At 67.8% G+C, this 20,119-nt stretch carries 18 protein-coding genes; 14 read left to right on the top strand and 4 right to left on the bottom strand.

Annotated elements, in window-relative coordinates:
- The first annotated feature begins 2 nt into the window (after positions 1 to 2).
- The 5 genes from B0T44_RS02230 to B0T44_RS02250 all read left to right on the top strand — a co-directional run bounded on the left by B0T44_RS02230 (position 3) and on the right by B0T44_RS02250 (position 4,274).
- The gene (locus B0T44_RS02230; RefSeq protein WP_077115016.1) at positions 3 to 392 is read left to right on the top strand and encodes an STAS domain-containing protein; all 390 of its coding nucleotides are present in this window, start codon (positions 3 to 5) and stop codon (positions 390 to 392) included.
- A 4-nt stretch (positions 393 to 396) separates the two neighbouring features.
- On the top strand, positions 397 to 795 hold the full coding sequence (locus tag B0T44_RS02235; RefSeq protein ID WP_175647936.1) for an anti-sigma regulatory factor: 399 nt from the start codon (positions 397 to 399) through the stop codon (positions 793 to 795).
- On the top strand, positions 788 to 1,417 hold the full coding sequence (locus tag B0T44_RS02240) for a SpoIIE family protein phosphatase (RefSeq protein ID WP_077115018.1): 630 nt from the start codon (positions 788 to 790) through the stop codon (positions 1,415 to 1,417). The genes B0T44_RS02235 and B0T44_RS02240 overlap by 8 nt, the downstream gene beginning before the upstream one ends.
- A 16-nt stretch (positions 1,418 to 1,433) precedes the next feature.
- The gene (locus tag B0T44_RS02245) at positions 1,434 to 3,716 is read left to right on the top strand and encodes a SpoIIE family protein phosphatase (RefSeq protein WP_077115019.1); all 2,283 of its coding nucleotides are present in this window, start codon (positions 1,434 to 1,436) and stop codon (positions 3,714 to 3,716) included.
- Between the two features lie 222 nt (positions 3,717 to 3,938).
- On the top strand, positions 3,939 to 4,274 hold the full coding sequence (locus tag B0T44_RS02250) for an STAS domain-containing protein (RefSeq protein ID WP_077115164.1): 336 nt from the start codon (positions 3,939 to 3,941) through the stop codon (positions 4,272 to 4,274).
- A gap of 71 nt (positions 4,275 to 4,345) precedes the next feature.
- Here the strand turns inward: B0T44_RS02250 and B0T44_RS02255 are convergent, their stop codons facing one another.
- Positions 4,346 to 5,386, bottom strand: a complete 1,041-nt coding sequence (locus tag B0T44_RS02255; protein ID WP_077115020.1) for an LLM class F420-dependent oxidoreductase — start codon at positions 5,384 to 5,386, stop codon at positions 4,346 to 4,348.
- A gap of 110 nt (positions 5,387 to 5,496) precedes the next feature.
- On the opposite strand from B0T44_RS02255, the gene B0T44_RS02260 reads away from it, so the two are divergent.
- From B0T44_RS02260 to B0T44_RS02295, 8 genes are all read left to right on the top strand, one after another.
- Positions 5,497 to 6,159, top strand: coding sequence for a cyclodeaminase/cyclohydrolase family protein (locus B0T44_RS02260; RefSeq protein WP_081511483.1), 663 nt, complete (start codon positions 5,497 to 5,499; stop codon positions 6,157 to 6,159).
- Positions 6,160 to 6,442: 283 nt separating this feature from the next.
- A complete protein-coding gene (locus B0T44_RS02265) occupies positions 6,443 to 6,829 on the top strand; it encodes a hypothetical protein (RefSeq protein ID WP_077115021.1) in 387 nt (128 codons plus the stop codon).
- Between the two features lie 226 nt (positions 6,830 to 7,055).
- Positions 7,056 to 8,261 carry a glycosyltransferase family 4 protein gene (locus B0T44_RS02270; protein WP_077115166.1) on the top strand — a complete coding sequence of 402 codons (1,206 nt, stop codon included), beginning with the start codon at positions 7,056 to 7,058 and terminating at the stop codon, positions 8,259 to 8,261.
- Positions 8,258 to 10,369, top strand: a complete 2,112-nt coding sequence (locus B0T44_RS02275) for an amylo-alpha-1,6-glucosidase (protein ID WP_077115167.1) — start codon at positions 8,258 to 8,260, stop codon at positions 10,367 to 10,369. The genes B0T44_RS02270 and B0T44_RS02275 overlap by 4 nt, the downstream gene beginning before the upstream one ends.
- Positions 10,370 to 10,393: 24 nt before the next feature.
- A complete protein-coding gene (locus B0T44_RS02280; RefSeq protein WP_077115022.1) occupies positions 10,394 to 11,146 on the top strand; it encodes a L,D-transpeptidase in 753 nt (250 codons plus the stop codon).
- A gap of 99 nt (positions 11,147 to 11,245) precedes the next feature.
- Positions 11,246 to 12,496: a DUF8176 domain-containing protein gene (locus tag B0T44_RS02285; protein ID WP_139347663.1), complete on the top strand. Its 1,251-nt coding sequence runs from the start codon at positions 11,246 to 11,248 to the stop codon at positions 12,494 to 12,496.
- Between the two features lie 76 nt (positions 12,497 to 12,572).
- Positions 12,573 to 13,580 carry an Acg family FMN-binding oxidoreductase gene (locus B0T44_RS02290; protein ID WP_077115024.1) on the top strand — a complete coding sequence of 336 codons (1,008 nt, stop codon included), beginning with the start codon at positions 12,573 to 12,575 and terminating at the stop codon, positions 13,578 to 13,580.
- A 46-nt stretch (positions 13,581 to 13,626) separates the two neighbouring features.
- Positions 13,627 to 14,499, top strand: coding sequence for a universal stress protein (locus B0T44_RS02295; protein ID WP_077115025.1), 873 nt, complete (start codon positions 13,627 to 13,629; stop codon positions 14,497 to 14,499).
- Here B0T44_RS02295 and B0T44_RS02300 read toward each other — a convergent pair.
- Together B0T44_RS02300 and B0T44_RS02305 are read right to left on the bottom strand one after the other, a co-directional pair.
- The gene (locus B0T44_RS02300) at positions 14,480 to 15,535 is read right to left on the bottom strand and encodes a glucose 1-dehydrogenase (RefSeq protein ID WP_077115026.1); all 1,056 of its coding nucleotides are present in this window, start codon (positions 15,533 to 15,535) and stop codon (positions 14,480 to 14,482) included. The two genes, B0T44_RS02295 and B0T44_RS02300, sit on opposite strands and share 20 nt — an antisense overlap.
- A gap of 39 nt (positions 15,536 to 15,574) precedes the next feature.
- Positions 15,575 to 15,985, bottom strand: coding sequence for a DUF7144 family membrane protein (locus B0T44_RS02305; protein WP_077115027.1), 411 nt, complete (start codon positions 15,983 to 15,985; stop codon positions 15,575 to 15,577).
- Positions 15,986 to 16,249: 264 nt separating this feature from the next.
- On the opposite strand from B0T44_RS02305, the gene B0T44_RS02310 reads away from it, so the two are divergent.
- A complete protein-coding gene (locus B0T44_RS02310; protein WP_175647932.1) occupies positions 16,250 to 18,853 on the top strand; it encodes a winged helix-turn-helix domain-containing protein in 2,604 nt (867 codons plus the stop codon).
- Positions 18,854 to 18,890: 37 nt separating this feature from the next.
- On the opposite strand, the gene B0T44_RS02315 is transcribed toward B0T44_RS02310, so the two are convergent.
- Positions 18,891 to 20,111: a cytochrome P450 family protein gene (locus tag B0T44_RS02315; RefSeq protein WP_077115029.1), complete on the bottom strand. Its 1,221-nt coding sequence runs from the start codon at positions 20,109 to 20,111 to the stop codon at positions 18,891 to 18,893.
- Positions 20,112 to 20,119 lie beyond the last annotated feature (8 nt).

The following is a 20,119-nucleotide window of genomic DNA, read 5'->3' on the forward strand; positions in this document are numbered from 1 at the left end:
TGATGCCGGTTCCCATCCTCAAACAAGGCACATACCTGATCGCGTCGGTGCAGTCCGCGCTGACCGACGCCGATACCGAGCGCTTACAGGACGACCTGATGAAACAGGTCAGCAAGTACCGGGCGCAGGGCATCATCGTCGATGTCACCGCCATCGACGTGATGGACTCGTTCGCCGCCAGATCATTGCGCACCATCGCGCATATGACGCAGCTGCGCGGCGCCGAAACGGTGATCGTCGGGCTGCAGCCCGAGGTCGCCTTCGCCATGGTGCAACTCGGGCTCACTTTCGAGGACATGCACACCGCACTCGACCTCGAAGAGGGATTGGCCTGGTTGAACCGCAAAGCCCCCGCCCGGCACCAGCAAGACGGTCGTGACAGTGGCCGCTGAGAACATGGTGATCGCGGTGAAGATGTCCAACGACATCGTGACCGCACGTCAGGCCGGACGCGAACTGGCCGAGGAGCTCGGCTTCTCGCTCACCGACCGCACCATGATCTCCACCGCGATCTCCGAAGTGGCCCGCAACATCACCAGTTACGCGGGCACCGGCGAGATCCGGCTGCTGGTCGAAGAACGCGACGGCCGCCGCGCCCTGGTGGTGCAGGCCAAGGACCAGGGGCCCGGCATCATCGATATCGATCGCGCGATGGACGACGGCTACTCCACCGGGCTCGGCCTCGGCCTCGGCCTGCCCGGTGCGAAACGTTTGATGGATGGTCTGACCGTCGAATCGAAGCCCGGTCACGGCACGTTGGTGGAAATGTGGAAGTGGGTACCCAACAGTGCATGAGGACGGGTTCATCGGCCGGATCGAATGGGCTGTGGCCGGTCGGGCGCTACCCGGACAGCAGGTTTCCGGCGATCGCTGCGCGGTGCTCGACACCGGCGCGGAGACAGCGTTGTTCGCGGTGCTCGACGGACTCGGTCACGGTGCAGCCGCGGCCGCCGCGGTCGACCAGGCCGCGCAGGTGCTCGCCGACAACCGGACCGAACCATTGGACGTACTGATGCTGATGTGTCATCGCGCGATGGAGAACACCCGCGGGGCGGCGGTCTCGCTGGCTCGTTTCGGCGCCGACCAGGCGCAGTGGCTCGGTGTCGGCAATGTCGAATCGCAGGTGCTCACCGTCGGCCCTACCGGACCGACCGTACGGGCGACCGCGCTGCTGACCGGGGGCATCGTCGGCTACCGATTACCGGCGAATCTGCAGGCGCAGACGATTCGGGTACGGCCGGGCGATCTGCTGTTGATGTCCACCGATGGCGTGGTCACCGAACGGGGCGAAGGTATCGACCTGTCGAAGTCGACCGCCGATATCACTGCTGACCTGCTGGACCGCAACGCCAAGGACACCGACGACGCGCTGGTACTCGCGGCGCGGGTACGCGGTGCGCCCAACGGTGCGTCATGAGCACCCGAGGTATGTGATGAGCGCGGTACTCGCGGCATTCCTGGACGCCTACGGCGTGGCGTTACGCAAGCATCTGACCTCCCCCGCGCTCGACGGGCTGGCCGAGGGGCACGAACTGGGCAGGCGGGCGCTGGTCGAGGGCATCAGCCTGCTCGACCTCACCGAGCACCACTTCCGGGTGGTCAAACAGGTTCAGGCCGAGCTCGGCGCGGACTCCGACAGCCACCTCGATGAGGAAGCGCTGGAATTCCTGCTCCAGACCCTGATCACCCTCGACGTCGCCACTCGCGGCTATCTGGACGGCACCCGCCGCTACGAACAGCAGCGCTCCCGTGCCGACGATCTGGCCGGGCGCGACGAATTCCGCACCGCGCTGGTGGAATCGTTGCAGGACGGTTTCTTCGTCGCCGACGCGCGCGGCACCATCATCGAGGTGAATTCGGCGTTCGGGGAACTCACCGGGTACGGCGCGGCCGATGTGCCCTATGCGCTGCCGCATCCGTGGTCGATCCCGGAAGGGCCGCGCTATCCGGATCTGGGCACCGAGGCGGCGCGGTTCGTCCTGCCCATCCGCCACCACGACGGCCGTGACCGCTGGCTGGCGGTCAGCACCAGCGCGCTGGTCAAACCGGACGGCAACGAGCGGATCTTCGTCGGCACCATCCGCGATGTCACCGCCGAACACGACGCACACGCCCGCGACCAAGCCGCATCCCGGCTTGCCACCGCCGTGGCCGCGGCTACCAGCGTCGCCGAGGTACTCGAGGTGGGTCTCGGTGAACTGCGCCGCACCGTCGATGCCGAGACCGCGGTCGTCGCGGTGTGGACGAACAGGAATACCGCGCCTGAGGTGTATGTCTCGGGTGCGGCGGTGGCCTCGGAGAGTGTGGCGACGCCCGCCGCGGGCACGGCGCTCGACAACTGGACGCAGGCGCTGCTGGAACGGGCCAGGCTGCGCCCGGGCCGGACCTTGGTCGCCATCCCCGAGGGCGCGGAGGGCACCGAGGGGATCGTGGCCCCGCTCGGTGAGACCGGCGACGCTGCGCTGTGGTTGCGCTTCGCCGCGCCGCGCACCATCGGCGCCGCTGACTGGACGCTGTTCTCGCTGCTCATCGGGCATCTGAGCCTGGCAGTGCAGCGGGCCCGCAACTTCGATCAGGCGCGTTCGACCTCGTTGACGTTGCAGCGGGCGATGCTCGGCCCGATCGACCTGCCACCCCGGTTCTCGGTGCACTACGAGCCCGCGCTGCCGCCGCTGGAGATCGGCGGCGACTGGTACGACGTGGTGCCGTTGAAGGACGGCGCGATCGGTATCGTCGTCGGCGATTGTGTGGGCCGTGGCCTGTCCGCGGCCGTGGTGATGGGCCAGTTGCGCACCGCGGCACGCGCGCTGCTGCTGCGCGGCGCCGGGCCTGCGCAGCTGCTGTCCGAACTGGACCCGGTCGCGGCCCGTATCCCGGGGGCGGTGTGCACCACGGTGTGCGCGGCGGTTCTCGATCCGGTGCGCGGGTTGGTGCGCTACAGCAATGCGGGCCATATGCCGCCCATCCTCGCCGATGTGGGGACCACCGGACGCATGCTCGAAGGCGGGCGTTCGGTGCCGCTGGCCACCTTCGAAATGCCGCGGCGCCCGGAGGCCACCACCCCGCTGCCCCCCGGATCGACGCTGGTGCTGTTCACCGACGGTCTGGTGGAGCGGCGCGGCGAAGATATCGACGAGGGGTTCGCCAAGATTTCGGCCGTATTGGCAGGCACGCCCGAGCGCCTGCCGCGCGAGGTGGCCGATGCGGTGCTGTCGGCGCTACGCCCCGACGGCGGCTACGACGACGACGTCGCCATGGTCGTGTACCGGCAGCCGCCCGCCCCCCTGCGGTTGGACCTGCCTGCCCGCCCCGATCAGTTGTCGGTGTTGCGGCGCACCCTCCGGTCCTGGCTGACCGCTGCGGCGGTGCCCCACGATCTGGCCTCCGACCTGATCGCCGCGACCAACGAGGCGTGCACCAACAGCATCGAGCACGCCTACCTCGGCGCCGAAGCGACGGCCGGGGTGGAGCTGGAAGCCGAGTGCGGCACCGAGGCCGTGGTCATCCAGGTCACCGACCACGGGCGCTGGAAACCGCGGTCGGCCGACCCCGGGCCACGTGGCCGCGGTATCGATATGATGAACGCGCTCACCGAGCAGCTCGAGATCGAGCACAGCGACCAGGGCACCCGGGTGCGCATGTCGGTGACGCTGCCCGCGATCACCTTCCCTGTGGCCAATGCGTTACGCGGCACCAACCGGCGTATCACCCGCTGACCGGCCGTGTCGTGCCGTGCCGTCGACCGGGTACAGCACCTCCGACCTGCGCCGTTGGCCAGTACACGGCGGCGGACGGTAGCATTTCGACCGCAATGAACACGAGCTCGGCGCGTGTGCCTGCCGCATATTCCGTGTCAGTGCAGCAAGATCGGCGAGTTCATGGCAGATTGTGATGATGTGACAAACACTTCCGGAGACGCGTATCCCCTCACGGACACGATGACCACCTCTGTCGAGACGCACGACGACGTGACAGTGCTCACCGTGACCGGCGAGGTCGACTTGGCCACCGCCCCCGCGCTGGAGAACGCGATCGATGCGATCCTCGGCGCCGAGCCCGCGGGTCTGGTCATCGATCTGACCGCGGTCAGCTTCCTCGCCTCGGCCGGGATGGCCGCACTGGTCGCCGCACACCAGCGCGCGGGCACAACGTCGATCGCCGTTGTCGCCGACGGCCCCGCAACCAGCCGCCAGCTCAAGATGACCAGCCTCGACCGGGTCTTTGCCCTGCACACCACCCTGGACGACGCCCTGGCAGGTCTGCGCGGCAACTGAGACGGCACCCCACGCGGCGGGCCGGAGGCTTTCGGCTCGGACCCGTCGTTGCGGCCGCGCCCGCAACCGGTTCAGCCGCAGAGCGTGCGCAACTGTTCGATCAGCGCGACCCGCTCGGCTGCGGTCGAGGCCATCGGCAACACGTTCAGCACGGTGACACCTGCTTCCTTGAAAGCGGCGATACGTTCTTTCACGAAACCAGCCGGGCCGATCAGCGACACATCCCGGGCCAGGTCCTCGGGTACCGCCGCGGCGGCTTCCTGCTTCCTACCTGCCAGGTACAGCTCCTGGATGCGGTCGGCCGCTGCGCCGTAGCCGTAGTTGGTGGCCAACGCATGGTAGAAGTTCTTGCCCTTGGCGCCCATACCGCCGATGTAGAGGGCGAGCGTCGGCTTGACGAATTCCAGCAGCGGCGTCACGTTCTCGCCGATCGCCAGCGCGGGACCGGCGTACACGTCGAGCGGCCCCAGCGCCGGGTCCCTTTTCGCCAGCCCGGACCGTAGTGCGTCCCCCCACACCTGCTCGGCCTGCTCCGGCAGGAAGAAGATCGGCTGCCAGCCCTCGGCGATCTCGGCGGCCAGCGCCACGTTCTTCGGGCCGAGCGCGGCCAGTAGCACCGGAATACGTTCGCGCACCGGTCGATTGATCAGCTTCAACGGTTTTCCGAGACCGGTGCCCCGACCCTCCGGCAGCGGGATCTGATAATGCTTGCCCTGGTATTCCAGCCGTTCCCGGCGCCACACCTTCCGGCAGATCTCCACGACCTCCCTGGTACGCCCGATGGGCGCGTCGTAGGGCACACCGTGGAAGCCTTCGATCACCTGTGGTCCCGACGCGCCGAGGCCGAGCACGAAACGGCCGTCGGAGACGAAATCCAGACCTGCTGCGGTCATCGCGGTCAGGCTCGGTGTGCGGGTGTAGAGCTGCAGGATGCCCGAAGCAAGCTGCAGTCTGGTGGTTTTGGCCGCAAGGTATCCCAGCGCGCTGACCGCGTCGAACGAGTACGCCTCGGGCACGAAAACGATGTCCAGGCCCGCCCGCTCCAGGTCGGCCACCTCGGCCGCGGCTTCAGTGAAACCGCCCGAATAGTTGATACCCAATCCGATCCGCATAGCACTCAACATAACCACGGCTACGGAGCGGCCAGGCACCGGCCACGCCGCCCGAGACGGTACGGTGATCGTCGTACCCACCCACAACAGAACGATCGAAAGGCCAGCCCGTGTCGCAGCCCACCACGCCGCCCCGAGACACCGCGACCACCTTCGGCGGCTGGACGATCGGCGGGTACCTGACCGAACTGGCCGCGAAGGTACCTGCCCCGGGCGGGGGGGCTGTCGCGGCCCTGCACGTTGCCCAGGCCGCGGCGCTGGTGGCGATGGTCGCCCGCTACACCACGCGCGCCAAGGACGCCGAGCACCGGCCTGCGGTGGACCGCATCATCGCCGCCGCCGACGCCGCTCGCGAGCGCGCCCTGGCCCTCGCCGATGCCGACGCGTCGGCATTCACCGCCGTAGGCGCAGCCTACAAACTGCCTGCAACCACCGAGGAAGAGAGCGCCGACCGCAATGCCGCGGTCACCGCGGCGCTGGTCGAGGCCGCGCGCGTCCCCGCCGCCGTGGTCGACGAAGCCGACGAGGTGCTCTCGCTGGCGGCCGAACTGCTGCCCATCGGCAACCCGAACGTCGTCACCGATATCGGGGCCGCCGCCGACGCCGCCCGCGCCGCCGCGGCGAGTTCGCAGCTCAATATCGAAATCAACACGTCCTCGCTGCCCGAAGCCCAGGGCGCCGCCTTCGCCGCGACGCTGGCCAGGATCGAGGAAATCTCCGCCCGCGCCGACGCGCTGCACGCCGATGTGCTGAGCGCAGTACGCGGTCGTTGAACGACACGCGTTTACCACTGTTTGCGATCTCGTTTTCGCAGGCGAAAAGCTGTATCAGCCTGCGAGGAATTCCGATCGACTCGGCAAGTTACGGTTTCAGCGTAGAATGGGATGGGGTCGGTTGACCCGGATTTTCCAACTGCTCGACTGCATCACCTGCTCTACCAAGCTCGACGAGTTACCAGCTCCACGCTCCACCCGTTAGACCGGACGGCCGGAACTCGCGGCCGCCCACGGACATCACGGAACTGTTTGCTCCAGCTCGACAGTGCAGGAGGTAACGGTGAGGATCGGGTACACATCGGCGCCGCTGGCGTTCGAACCGGACGAGCTGTTGCGCCGGGCGGCAGGTTCGTCTCCCACGACCAACAGCCACCCCACCGCGGTCGAGGGCTCACCGCCGGACTCAGAGGGTTTATCCCGCCACGTGGGCGAGGAAACCGGTATCGATGTCGTCGCCGAACGGCAAGTCGTCTCCAATATCGCCGACTGCTCGGCCGACCCGGGTGCGCTGACCGCAGGACAAGCCGAGCGCGCCCACGTCATCCACCGCTACTGTTCACCCGAGTGCTTGGTCCGCAGACGGGCCGAGGTCACGATGAACGCGCTCGCTCCAGGCGATCCCGCGTTAGATATTTCCCCCGATCGGACGGGGATCGGCGCCGACTGATTCGACTATGGGCGCCTGTTCTATGTGTTCGTCGCACATTGCGCTATCGGCGTGCGCCGGAATAGAAACGGTGCAGCTCGAAAACCAGTTCACCTGACAATCGAATGGTTCTTGATCAGCTCCATCCCACTGGCCGGACGGCTATTTCCATCTGCTTTGCGGCCACCAGCTGAGGAGGAATACGTTGAGCACCATATTCTCGACCGAAGACACCGATTCCGGTTTACTGGCGCGAAAACCACGGCGCGTCAGGTTTTCCGGGTCGGGTCGCCACCACCGGCTCAACATCGTTCTCGTCGCTCCGCCGTATTTCGATGTTCCCCCCGGCGGGTACGGGGGTGTGGAGGCCGTCGTTGCCGAACTGGCCGATACTCTGGTCGCCCGCGGGCATCGGGTGACGCTGCTCGGCACCGGAAAGCCCGGTACCGACGCCGAGTTCGTCCCGGTATGGGACCGAACCCAGGCCGACCGGCTCGGCGACCCGTTCCCGGAGGTGGTCAACGCGCTGAAGGTGCGGCGCATCGTGGAGAAGCTGGCCAAGGCCAGGCATATCGACATCATCCATGATCACACCTTCGCCGGCCCGCTCAACGCCCCCGCCTACGAAGCGCTCGGCATCCCCACCGCGGTCACCGTGCACGGTCCGGTCGACAACGATATGTGGGAGTACTACGGCGCGCTCGACGAACACACCCGGCTGATCGCGATCAGTGATCGGCAGCGGGCGCTGGCACCGGATTTCAATTGGATCGGTCGGGTGCACAACGCTCTTCGGCCCAGCGAATGGCCGTTCCGCACCGAAAAGAAGGACTACGCCCTGTTCCTCGGCCGCTACGCACCGTACAAGGGCCCGCATCTGGCGCTGCAGGCCGCGCACGCTGCCGGGGTGCCGTTGATCCTCGCCGGCAAATGCAACGAACCGCCGGAAAAGGCGTTCTTCGCCAAGGAGATCGAGCCGCTGCTCACCGAAAACGACACCGTCTTCGGTGAGGCGGACGCGGTGGCCAAACGAGAACTGTTCGCCTCCGCGCGCTGCCTGCTGTTCCCCATCCAGTGGGAGGAGCCGTTCGGCATCGTGATGATCGAGGCGATGGCATGCGGTACACCGGTTGTCGCGTTGCGCGGCGGCGCGGTGGAGGAGGTGGTCGCCGACGGCGTCACCGGCATCATCTGCGACGAACCGTCGGAACTGCCCGCCGCAATCGCCGAGGCGAGCAAGCTCGATCCGCACGCCTGCCGTCGGCGTGTCGAAGATCTTTTCGGCGTGGATCAGCTGGGAGCCGGATATGAGGCCGCCTATTACCGCATACTCGATGCATGGGACGAATCCCACAGCAAGGGTGAGCTATTGACGGCCGTCGGGCACCGCCGCAGCGGAACGCACAATACGCGGGCGGAAACCGGCACGACCCCGGTATGGAGCCGAGCATGATCGTACCGCCCAGAGTCCTCAACTCCGGTCAGCCCACCGCCATCAATGGTGGCGGTGGGACTGTCACCCTGGTCGAGGCGAGCACGTTCTGCCTGTCCGACCATCTGGGTGATATCCACTCCGGCACCTCGCAAGGTTTGTTCTTCCGCGATGCCAGGGTGATCTCGCGCTGGGAGTTGCGGTTGGACGGTCAGCCTGCCGAACATCTGACCGTCCTCACTCCGGAGGCATTCAAGGCCAGGTTCATCCTGCGTAAGCCGCCGCGGCCTGGCGTGGCCGACAGCACGGTGCTGGTGGTGCGCCGCCGGCTCATCGGGGATGGGATGCGCGAAACCATCACCGTGCACAATCTGGGCCACGAGGACACGGCGATGACGATCACGCTGTTCACCGACGCCGATTTCGCGGATCTGTTCGCCGTCAAGGAAGGCCGCAATCACGTGGGCAGCGCCGAACAGGTCGCCGCCGACGGCGAACTGCACCTGACCGATCACGCCGAACCCGGCCGTGGCCTGACCATCAGCGCTACGGCCGGCCCGGTCATGTTGCCCGGCACGGTCAACTGGCAGGTGGTGGTGCCTGCGCACGGCCGGTGGCATACCGAGATCCTGGCCCAGCCGGTGCTGTCGCATCGGCGCGTACAGATGGCTTTCGGTGATGACGAGGACAGCCCGATCAGCCGGCTCAAGGCCTGGCGGGCAACGGCGACCGACCTGACGGCCACCGACCCCAACCTCACCGAGGTGCTGCAACGCACCGAAAGCGATCTGGGCGCGCTGCGTATCGACGGCCGCGACAACGATTCCCCGGCCTATGTAGCCGCGGGCGCTCCATGGTTCATGACGCTGTTCGGGCGCGACAGCCTGCTCACCTCGTGGATGGCGTTGCCGCTGGACTCCGCGCTGGCGGTGGGCACACTGCGCCAACTCGCGAAATTGCAGGGCAAAACGGTCAATCCGATCACCGAGGAGGAACCGGGCCGCATCATGCACGAGATGCGGCACGGTCCCGCCAGCGGGGCGGTACTGGGCGGCACGGTGTACTACGGGTCGGTGGACGCGACCCCGCTGTTCGTGATGCTGCTCGCCGAATGCTGGCGCTGGGGCGCCGACGAATCAGTGATCAAGGAGTTGCTGCCTGCCGCCGATGCGGCGCTGGCCTGGATCGACGAGTACGGCGACGCCGACGGCGACGGGTTCGTCGAATACCGGCGCAAAACCGACCGCGGCCTGACCAACCAGGGGTGGAAGGACAGCTTCGACGCGATCAACGATTCGAGCGGGCACCTGGCCGAACCGTCCATCGCGCTGTGCGAGGTGCAGGGGTATGTGTACGCCGCACGGCTGGCACGCGCCGAACTGGCCGACCATTTCGGCGACACCGAGACCGCGAACACGTTGCGCGCACAGGCCGAGGACCTGAAAAGCCGGTTCGACGAGGCGTTCTGGGTGCAGAAGAACGGCTGGTACGCGGTCGCGTTGGACGGCCAGAAGAACCAGGTCGATGCTCTGACCAGCAACGCAGCCCAATGCCTGTGGACCGGGATCGTGGGCGAGGACCGCGCCGCCGAACTGGTCGACCGGCTCGCCGACCCGAGCATGGACAGCGGTTTCGGGTTGCGCACCCTGGCCTCGACCATGGGCGCGTTCAATCCGATGAGCTACCACAATGGATCGGTGTGGCCGCACGACACCGCGATCGCGGTGGCCGGACTGCTGCGCTACCGGCATGTGCCTGGCGCGGGAGAGCTCGCCGAACGGCTCGCCACCGGGCTGCTCGACGCGGCTACCGATTTCGGTGGGCGGCTACCGGAGTTGTTCTGCGGTTTCGCCCGTACCGATTTCCGGTCGCCGATCCCCTACCCCACCTCGTGTTCGCCGCAGGCGTGGGCCAGCGCGGCGCCGCTGCTGCTGGTGCGCTCCTTCCTCGGTTTGAACCCGTGCGTACCGGGTCGTGTCTTGAAGGTGACCCCGCATCTGCCGCGGGAATGGGGCAAGCTCGTGCTCACCGATCTGCGGTTGGGCCGGGCGACCGTCAGCATTCAAGCCGAAGGATCGACAATGCACGTCCACGGCCTGCCCGAGGACTGGGAACTGGTGACCGACTGACCCGTCTCGAGAAGGGGGTGAGCCATGAGGAACGTAGTCCGATCCCTGTTCCTCGCCACAACAGTCGTCACGCTGGTCGCGGCCTGCTCCGTCGGCGCGAACGCGGTGCTGGTCGACAGAGCGGCGGGGTTACCCGTCGCAGCGGTGACTCCCTCGGGCGGCCGGGAAGTGGGTATCGGCCATCCGGTGACCATCCGGTTCGCCACCGATATCACCGACCGAGCCAGGGCCGAAAGATCGGTGACCGTCGCTGCCACCGAGCCATTGGACGGCACGTTCTCCTGGCGGGGCGACCGGGAACTCATCTGGACCTCCACCGGCTATCTGCCCGCCCGCTCACCGATCACGGTCAGCGTGGGAGATTCGCGCACAAAGTTCCGCACCAACGCGGGCGTGGTCGCCGATGCGGATATGTCTGCCCACACTTTCACCGTCAGCATCGGCGGACAGGTGGCGCGAACAATGCCTGCGTCGATGGGCAAACCCGGCTGGGAAACCCCCGTCGGCACCTATCCGGTACTGGAGAAGTTCCGCCATATCGTGTTCGACTCCCGGACCATAGGTGTCCCGCTCGACTCGCCCGAGGGATATCTGCTCGACGGCGAATACGCCGTACGGCTGACCTGGAGCGGTGTTTTCGTGCATTCGGCGCCGTGGTCGGTCGATGCGCAGGGCAACGCCAACGTCAGCCACGGCTGCATCAACCTCGCCCCCGGTGACGCGGCCTGGTACTACGAGGTGGTCGGAATCGGCGACCCGGTGACCGTGCACTGGTGAATTCGCTGCCGATCTCCCCGGTGCCACCACACCCGGCCCGATGATCGGCTAGAACAATGAGAAGAAAACTGGCGGCGGAACCGACGAAGGCGGGACACGATGAATCGACCGGGGGATTTCACCGAACCCGAGGGCGACCCGTATCCCACAACGCCGATCCGCATTCCCTACCCACAGATCTCGTATCCCACGCCGCCGTCGCAGACCCCACCGGATCCGCCAGGCCCGTACGACGTGGCCGAACATGTCACCGCACCGCTGCCTGCGCCGTATCGGCCCGCGCCCCCTCAGCGCCGTACCACCGGCTCAGCAGGTCCGGATCGTCCGTTCCCGCAGCGACGGCCCGCCAACCCCCGGTTTCCCGACCCCTACGGGACGACCCCCACCGCACGTCGGCTCATGCCCCGAGACCGGACGGGCGGGGCCTGGGGCCAGGGCAGCAATATCGGGCGCCCACACAGCCAGTCTTCCGGAACCGCAGGCGGGGATCGCCGCCGTTTCCCTGCTCGGGCAACCGACATGCCGCCGCCGCATCGCCCCGACCGCCACAACCGGACGTTCGACGCCGGGCTTCCCGGCGCCCCCGCCTACCATCACCACCCCGACGAACGGCCCACTAGAACCGCTGGTCAGTCCTGCTACGACGCTCACGATGATACGACCGCAGTGGTGCCGGACGAGCCGATGCGGTATTCCGGTACGCCCGTATCCGTGGAAGCGGAACAGCCGCAGCCGAGCCCCGAGGGGGTCGCGGCGCTGCAGCGACTGCGGCGGGGCAGGCAGAACACAGCACGGCCGGTGCACCGCGGGCGGGGGCGTACGGAACAGAACCGACGCCGGTGGGCTCCCACCTTGCTCGGGATGCTCGGTGCGGCCACGGTTTTCGCCGCCGCCTACCTCCAGTTCGGCGATAGCCGCGACGGGCAGACCACCGAGGTGGCGGGCGTGCACAATCCGGTGTCGACGGTCGCGGCTCTGCTGTGCGCAGCCGAACGGGTGGGCAGCAGTATCCGCGGCAACGGGGCAGGTAGCGACGACTCCGGTGCGGCGGTGATTTTCGCTTTCCAGCACGCCTACTACGTCACCCGGTCGGGGGAACAGGCCCGAGCAGTGGTCGCCCAGAACGCGACCGTGCCTTCGGCGCAGGACATCCAGCAGGGCATCGACACCATCCCCCTAGGGACCACACACTGTCTGACCATCACCCCCGGCGCATTCGTCGGCCAGTACACCGTGATCGTCACCGAGTACCGGCCCGGGTCAGCGCCGATCACCTACAATCCGCAGCTGGTGACCACCGCCGACACGGGTGGCCGCACCGTCATCACCGGGATCGGCCCCATGCCCTGAAGCCCGGGACACTGTCCTACCGCGGGAAGGACCGAAGACCCTGGTCGATGGCCTACGCACCGGCCAGACTCAGGGTATGGACGATACGGACGACACCAGCACAGCTGTAGTACCGGACCATCCGACGGTGCTCGCCGCGCTGCGGCTCGGTAGCCGCGCGCCGTCGGTGCACAACACGCAACCGTGGCGGTGGGTGTTCGACGGCAGCCGCCTGTATCTGTTCGGCGACCCGAGCAGGCAACTGTCCTCGGCCGACCCGCAGGGCAGGCAGCTGGTGATCAGCTGTGGGGCGATGCTGGACCATGTGCGCACCGCTTTCGCCGCGCAGGGCTGGCATACCGACACCACCCGATTGCCCGAACCCGGTCGCGACGACTATCTGGCTGTTATCGATTTCCGGCCGTGGCAAAACCCGCCTGCGCAGGTTCGTGCCCGCGTGCAGGCCATCGACCGGCGTCGCACCGACCGGCTGCCGATGCTGCCACCGCACCACTGGGAGGAGACGACGCGCGCAGCCCGGGATGCGGCGGCGCGCCACGATACCGAACTCGGCGTGCTCGACGAGGGGGTGCGCCCGCGGCTGGTGGCGGCTTCCGAACAGTCGGTGGCGCTACGCCGCTACGACATGCAGTACCAGAACGAACTGCGCTGGTGGTCGGGCCACCACAGCCCCGCCGACGGAGTTCCGGTGTCGGCGCTGGCTTCCGAAGCGGAACTGTCGCAGGTCGGGGTGGGTCGGGCGTTCCCGCCGGCGCCGCGGTCGCTGCGCCGCGGCGACCTCGACGATCATTCCCGGCTGCTGGTGCTCAGCTCCAGCGGCGATACGCCGCAACAGTGGCTGCACACCGGCGAGACATTGTCGACGATACTGCTGGACTGCACCGCGGCGGGACTGGCGACGTGTCCGCTCACCCATATCACCGAGCTGATGTCGAGCAGACGGATCATTTCGGGGCTGACCACCCGGCCCGGCCAACCTCAGGTGCTGATCCGTGTCGGTACCGCACCGGAGGAGCCCGAACAGCCGCCGACCCCACGCCGCGCGGTGTCGGAGTTCTTGGAGCTGCGCGCCGCGCCCGCCTGAGGCCCGACCGGCGATCCGATGAACCGGGAAGGCGGTAATCAACTGTATGCCCGGTAGTGTTCGTGCGCCCGTCCTCGTCGGTGCAGACGGTTCGCCCGCCGCGATGCAGGCGGTGCGCTGGGCCGCGCACGAAGCAGCATGCCAGCGCTGCGCCCTGCATATCGTCTACGCGGTGGGCGTACCGATCGATGTGGGACCGACCTTCGGTTACGCACCGATCGACGGCGAAACCTGCAGGCGGGCCGGGCAGGTCACGGCCGAAGCAACCCGCGATGTGGCGACAGCGGCCGCCGTCCCGATCGCCGATATCGAGATCGAGACCTTCGTCGCGGACGCTGCCCCGGTACCACTGCTGCGCGACTGTTCAGCGCACGCTCGGCTGCTAGTGGTCGGGACCCGCGGGCTCGGCGCGTTCCGGCGCGGGTTACTCGGCTCGGTGAGCACCTCGCTGGCCCGGCACGCTCGATGCCCGGTCGCGGTCGTGCCGGAGCACCCACCGGATCCGCGCGGTCCCGTGGTTGTCGGCGTCGACGGCTCGCCGTACAGCGCCCGAGCCATCCAGATCGCCTTCGCTGTGGCGGCCCGTCGCGATGTGGAACTGGTCGCGGTGCACGCCTGGTCGGAGTTCTACCGGTATCTGTCCCGGGACGAGCTTCAGGAAGAAGCTGCGGGGCTGCTGGCGGAGAATCTGGCCGGTTACCGTGAGCGATACCCGGATCTGCGGGTGCGCCGTACCATCGTCGCGGATCGCCCGGCGCGGGCACTGCTCGATGCGGCCACCGACCCGCAGCTGCTCGTGGTCGGCAGCCGTGGCCGCGGTGGTTTCGCCGGTATGACGCTGGGCTCGGTGAGTCAGGCGGTGCTGCACGCGGCGCACTGCCCTGTGCTCATCGCCCGTGCTAGCGATCGAGATCGATGACCGTTTTCACACCGTCACCGCCGGAGTCGTCGAAAGCTTCGGCCGCGCGTTCCAGCGGCAGCCTCCGGGTGATCACGGCCGCCAGCCAGGCGGGGTCGGCTCGTCTCAGCGCGAGCGTCGCCTCCCGGAAATGGCGCAGGTTGGCGTTGACCGACCCGATGATCACATCGTTTTCCAGCACAATGGTGCGGTTGAGCGTGCCCATATCGAGATCCATCGTGCGTCCGCTCGCCGAGACGCCGGTCAGGCAGGTGATGCCGTAGGCCGCGGTTCCCGCCATCGCGTCGGCGACGGTGGCATGCGAACCGGTCGCTTCGATCACCACATCCGGCTCGCAGTCCGCGGTGACCTGCGAGAGCTCCTCGGTGTGATAGGTGGCGCCGAGGGCCCGGGTGAGTTCCGGTTTCGCCCCGGTGCGCACCAGATCCACCACATGCACGTCCAGGCCGCGTTGCACTCCGAACAGCGCGGCGAGCAACCCGATCGGCCCCGCACCGACCACCAGCACCCGCCGCGGTTCGAACCAGCTGCGCGCACCGACCCGTTCGATCTGTTCCCACGCTTTGGCGACGACGCTGGCCGGCTCCACCAGCACCCCGGTTTCGGCGAGTTCCGGCGCGACCAGCACCGCGTACTCGGGTTCCACCAGCCAATAGTGGCTGCCGTAGCCGTCGAGTTCCTTGATCCCGCGTTCGCGGTACCGGCCGTTGCGGCACATATCGAATTCCCCGCGTGCGCACGCCCCGCACGGCACCGGGTCGGGCCGCCGCACTACTGGGGCCACTAGATCGCCCGGGCCGAACCCGGCACCATCCGGTGCCGACACCACCCGGCCCAGCGCTTCGTGTCCGAGCACCATGGTGTCCCGGCCCGGCGGCGGCTGCGCGTGTAGGCCGGAGACGATATCGGCATCGGTGCCGCAGATCCCCAGCGCCAGCCCCTCGATCAGCAGCTGGCCTGGTTCGGGAACCGGATCGGGCACGTTGTCGACACGAAGGGAATCGGGCTTACCCGGGCGCACGGTCAACGCAAGCATGCCGGTCGGGTACCCCGGTTCCGCGCGCCTACCCGCTGTTCAGAGCTGGCTGGGACTCCAGGTGGCCACCGCCCAGATGACGACGACGTTCAGCACGATGACCAGGATCGACCACGCCGGATAGTAGGGCAGCCACAGGAAGTTCGCGATGATCGACAGGGCGGCGATGGTCACTGCCGCGACCCGGCCCCAGGTGGTGCCCGTCATCAGGCCCAGCGCGCATATCACCAGGATGGCGCCGAGGATGATGTGAATCCAACCCCAGGCGGTGGTGTCCAACTTGTAGACGTAGTCGACCCCGACCACGAACAACTCGTCCTTGGCTACCGCCGAAATCCCCTGCAGGATCGACAGCACACCGACTGTCAGCAGCAGTATCGCGGCGCCGATCGAGGTGCCTGCTGCAATGCCCTGGCGCACCGGGCGTTCGGTACCGGTGGAGTGCGACATCGGTTCGTCCCTTCGTAGGTAGCGAATGGTGCCGTGCCTATCGCGGCGGACAGCCACGAATCTGCCGCACGCAGGCCGGTCGCGCTTCACCCGTCGCGGGTGATGACCGCGACGGCACGCCGCGGGGGAGCAGCGGGCAAGTCCGTAACACAAAGTCATTACGATCCGTCGGCCCCCAGTGATCACCCGGTACGTTGCAGACATCAGCGGCTGTGCGTGATGTGGTACCGACAACGCGTTGACGATGCAGCTCGAGGAGACGGAATGCCTGCTACCGATATGTCGGCTCAGCAGCCGTTGGCGCAGGTAGAGGCCAGTAGGGTGCGCGCAGGCACCGATGGCATAGCCGGTACTGCGCCGCCGCGCCTGTCCTTCACTCCCCTCGGCGTCGGCGCAGGAAGACTGCTCGACCGGGCCGCTGCCGAACCCGGCCAGGTGGTGTTGCTCTGCGGGGCCGCGGGCACCGGAAAGACGACAGTACTGGCCGATTGGGCTCGGCGACGCGGCGGCCGCATCCCGGAACTCGATATCCGCTGGCTCGCCCTCACCCGCGGAACGAACGAGGCCACGCAGCTGTGGCAGGCGATCGGCGCCTGCCTGGGTCTGCCCGCGGCGGCGCGGACCTGGGGACCGGTCGACTCGATCGGGGCCGCCGGCAACCTGATCGAGCAGCTCACGGCGCGGCGGATACCGACCGCGCTGGTCATCGACAACGCTCATCTGCTCACCGATCCGCTCGCGCTCGCCGGTCTGGACTATTTTCTCGAACACGCGCCGCCCACCCTCACTCCGATCCTGTCCGCACGGTTCGATCCGCCGCTGCGCTGGCATGCGCTGGCCGTTTCCGGCCGGCTGCTCCGGATCGGTGCGGCAGAGCTGGCGTTGCGCGAACGGCAGACGGCCACGCTGCTGCGCCAGCACGGATGCCGGCTGACCGCGGCCGAGCTCGCGGTCGTCACGCGGCTGACGCAGGGCTGGGCGGCGTTGGTCCGGCTCGCGGCGATCTACCTGAGTGCGCATCCCGGTGACCGGGCCACCGCGCTCGCCGCCCTGGCCCGGCCGCCGCATCAAGTGGCCGATTTCCTGGTCGGAGAACTGTTGACGGTGCTGCCCGTCGATACGCTGCGCTTCCTGCTGGTGACCTCGGTACCGGCGGCCTTCACCCCCTCGCTGGCCGCCGAACTGGGCGAGCCGGAGGCGGCGCGGATTCTGGACAGCCTGGAACGGATCAACTTCCCCATCGAAGTGACTGCCGCCGACGGGCAGCTGTGGTACGCCTATCACCCGATGCTGCGCACCTACTTGCGTGCCGAGCTGCGCAGGCGCCGACCATGGCAACTTCCCGGACTACACCGTGCGGCGGCTCGCTGGTATCTGGCCGGAGGCCGGCGGACGGCGGCGTTACCGCATGTGCTGGCCGATTCCGATACGCAGTTGCCTCCGTTCCTGCGCGAACACGGTGCCCATATGGTGTTCGACGGCGCAGGAGCGGCGCTGTTCGACCAGCTCGATCACCTCGACCGTGTTCCCGATCTGGCTGATGACCCCTACGTCTGGCTGCTGCGGGGCGCTGATGCGGTCGAGCGTGGCGATATTCCAGCTGCGACGGCGTATCTGGAGCTGATACGGGTCCGCGACGGGCAGAGTTCGGCGATCGTTCCCGACACCTGGCTGCGGCCGTTCGCCCGCGCGGTATCGACCGCCGCCGGCGAGCAGGCCGGTACCGGTCTCGACGATCTCGTGCCCAGCACGGGGCACCCGGATCTCGACTGCTATCTCGCACTGTATGCCGGGGCATGCCGCGTGCTGCGCCGTGCGGGCGGCGAACCCGATCTGCACCGTGCGATGGCACTGGCCGATCAGGCCGGGCTGCCACGTCTGGGGTTGCGTGCCCACACCCTGCTCGCGGTGTCGGCGGGACTCCACGGCGGTATATCGACCATGGGGGAACGCGCACGCCGGGCGCTCGCCCGCGCCGGGACGCCGGATCTGGCCGGGCTGCCCGAGGCAGGGCATGCGGCGGCGATGGTCGCGCTGGCTGCCCATCTACGCGGCGAGCGGTATCATCAGGCCCCGGAATCCGAGGCCCACTCCGCGGGCAGGCACGCCAGGGTCATCGCGCGGCTCATCGGATTCGACGCCGCCGCCGACCGGCACGAATCCGGGGAATCCTTGCGCACCGATATGCATCGCCTGCTCGACACCTCCCCCGCTACCAGCGCGGGCTTGCTGGCCCCTGTCGTCCGGTCACTGCTCCGGTTGCATGCAAAGGATCCCGCACGCAGGCTCGCCGACCACGCCGCCGACGTACTCGGCGAGACCGCCGAGGTGGCCGTGGCCCGGGCCACGCTGTCGGAATACCAGCACCGCCCCGCGGTCACCGTGTCCCTGCTGCAGCCGTGGCTGACCGAATCCGAACAGCTGCATTCGGTGACGGCAGTGACCGCCTGGCTGCTACATGCCTCGGCGTGCGATCGACTGGACCGCCCCGCCAAGGTGTACGACGCTCTGCGGTGCGCCTTGGAGCGGGCCGCTGTCGACCGGCTGATCCGCCCGTTCCTCGAGACGGCGGGCACCCCCGAACTGCTCGACACGCACACCGGCCGGTTCGGCCACCACGACCGGCTGGCCGACACCATCCGCGCCTTGGCGCGGGTGGGCCGGACCACGACCGAGGTCCGGCTCACCGAGACGGAACTGACCGTGCTACGCCAACTGCCGTCCGGGCGGACCACCCAGCTCGTGGCCGGCGATCTGGGTGTGTCGATCAACACCGTCAAAACGCATCTGCGCGGTATCTACCACAAACTCGGCACCGCCTCACGCGCCGAGGCAATCGACCGCGCACGCCGACTCGGCCTGCTGTGACCTCCGGCCCGGTGCACCGGCCGTCACGGCCGGTCCGCTAGTTCCCCAGATACACCGGCAAAGTTTTGTGCCCGTTGGAGACAAAACTGACCACCGGCTCCAGCGCGCTCGGCTCGACCGCCAGTCGCAGGCCCGGAAAACGCTGGAACAGTGCAGGCAGCGCCATTTCCCCTTCCATCCGGGCAAGCGGCGATCCGATGCAGTGGTGCACGCCGTGTCCGAATGCCACATGGTCCTTGTTCGGCCGGGAGAGGTCGAAAACGTTCGTGGTGTGCCCGTGCACCTTCGGGTCCCGGCTGGCCGCTGCGTAGGAGGCCAGGATCGCATCACCCTTGTTGATGTGCACGCCGTCGATATCGATGTCCTCGACGGCATAGCGGAGCGGCAGATGCGCGACCGGGGATTCGTAGCGCAACGTCTCCTCCACCACGTCCGACCAGCTCACCCGCCCCTCCAGCACGGCCCGGCGCTGTTCGGGATGGGTCAGCAGCGCCACGATCGCCTGATCGAGCAGGTTGACCGTGGTCTCGTGACCGGCGTTGATGACCAGCATCAGGGTGTCGACGAGCTCCTTCTCGGTCAGCGCCGAACCGTCGTCGTCGCGGGTCGCGATCATCACGCTGGTGATGTCCTCGCCCGGATTCGTCCGCCGGTACGCCACCAATTCGCTGACCAGCCCATACATTTCGGTGTAGTTGGCCAGGCCTTCCTCCTGGCTGATGGTGGTGTCGAAGTAGCGGTCGACGCAGCGCCGCAGCCCCGGCGCAATCGAGTCGGGCACCCCGAGCAGTTCGGTGATGACCTGAATCGGCACCGGATAGGCATACATTTCGCGCAGATCGACCACTTCGCCCGGAGCCGTCGCGGCCAGTTTTCCGAGCAGCTCCTCGATCAGCGCCTCGATACGCGGGCGCAACGCCATGGTGCGGCGGTGGGTGAAGGCGGGCGAGACCAGTTTGCGGAGCCTGCGATGCTCGGCTCCGTAGGCGGTGAACATGTTGTCCACCGCCACCCAGGTGAACAGCGGCCAGTCCTGAGTGATCTCGCCGTTGGTGAAGGCTGTCCAATGCTGAACCGGGTCCTTCGACACTCGCGGATCGGCCAGAAGACTTTTGAGCGTGGCAGCGTGGGTGACCGACCAGGCAAGCACCCCACCGGGTAATTCCACGAGGGTGGCAGGCCCGCGCTCGCGCAAGCGTGCGGACTCCCCCTGGGTATCCGCGCCACTCATGTCCAGAACTATCGGTTCACGCTCCATCTTCAGGC

This window comes from Nocardia donostiensis (assembly GCF_002081715.1).
Classification (GTDB): domain Bacteria; phylum Actinomycetota; class Actinomycetes; order Mycobacteriales; family Mycobacteriaceae; genus Nocardia; species Nocardia donostiensis.

Excerpts from the sequence above, each read along its gene's own strand:
- B0T44_RS02255 (WP_077115020.1), bottom strand. The coding sequence starts at position 5,386 with ATGCGGATCGGATTGGGTATCAACTATTCGGGCGGTTTCACTGAAGCC.
- B0T44_RS02305 (WP_077115027.1), bottom strand. The coding sequence starts at position 15,985 with ATGTCGCACTCCACCGGTACCGAACGCCCGGTGCGCCAGGGCATTGCA.
- B0T44_RS02245 (WP_077115019.1), top strand. The coding sequence starts at position 1,434 with ATGAGCGCGGTACTCGCGGCATTCCTGGACGCCTACGGCGTGGCGTTA.
- B0T44_RS02295 (WP_077115025.1), top strand. The coding sequence starts at position 13,627 with ATGCCCGGTAGTGTTCGTGCGCCCGTCCTCGTCGGTGCAGACGGTTCG.
- B0T44_RS02300 (WP_077115026.1), bottom strand. The coding sequence starts at position 15,535 with ATGCTTGCGTTGACCGTGCGCCCGGGTAAGCCCGATTCCCTTCGTGTC.
- B0T44_RS02315 (WP_077115029.1), bottom strand. The coding sequence starts at position 20,111 with ATGGAGCGTGAACCGATAGTTCTGGACATGAGTGGCGCGGATACCCAG.
- B0T44_RS02230 (WP_077115016.1), top strand. The coding sequence starts at position 3 with ATGCCGGTTCCCATCCTCAAACAAGGCACATACCTGATCGCGTCGGTG.
- B0T44_RS02290 (WP_077115024.1), top strand. The coding sequence starts at position 12,573 with ATGGACGATACGGACGACACCAGCACAGCTGTAGTACCGGACCATCCG.
- B0T44_RS02250 (WP_077115164.1), top strand. The coding sequence starts at position 3,939 with ATGACCACCTCTGTCGAGACGCACGACGACGTGACAGTGCTCACCGTG.
- B0T44_RS02285 (WP_139347663.1), top strand. The coding sequence starts at position 11,246 with ATGAATCGACCGGGGGATTTCACCGAACCCGAGGGCGACCCGTATCCC.
- B0T44_RS02235 (WP_175647936.1), top strand. The coding sequence starts at position 397 with ATGGTGATCGCGGTGAAGATGTCCAACGACATCGTGACCGCACGTCAG.
- B0T44_RS02310 (WP_175647932.1), top strand. The coding sequence starts at position 16,250 with ATGCCTGCTACCGATATGTCGGCTCAGCAGCCGTTGGCGCAGGTAGAG.
- B0T44_RS02280 (WP_077115022.1), top strand. The coding sequence starts at position 10,394 with ATGAGGAACGTAGTCCGATCCCTGTTCCTCGCCACAACAGTCGTCACG.
- B0T44_RS02275 (WP_077115167.1), top strand. The coding sequence starts at position 8,258 with ATGATCGTACCGCCCAGAGTCCTCAACTCCGGTCAGCCCACCGCCATC.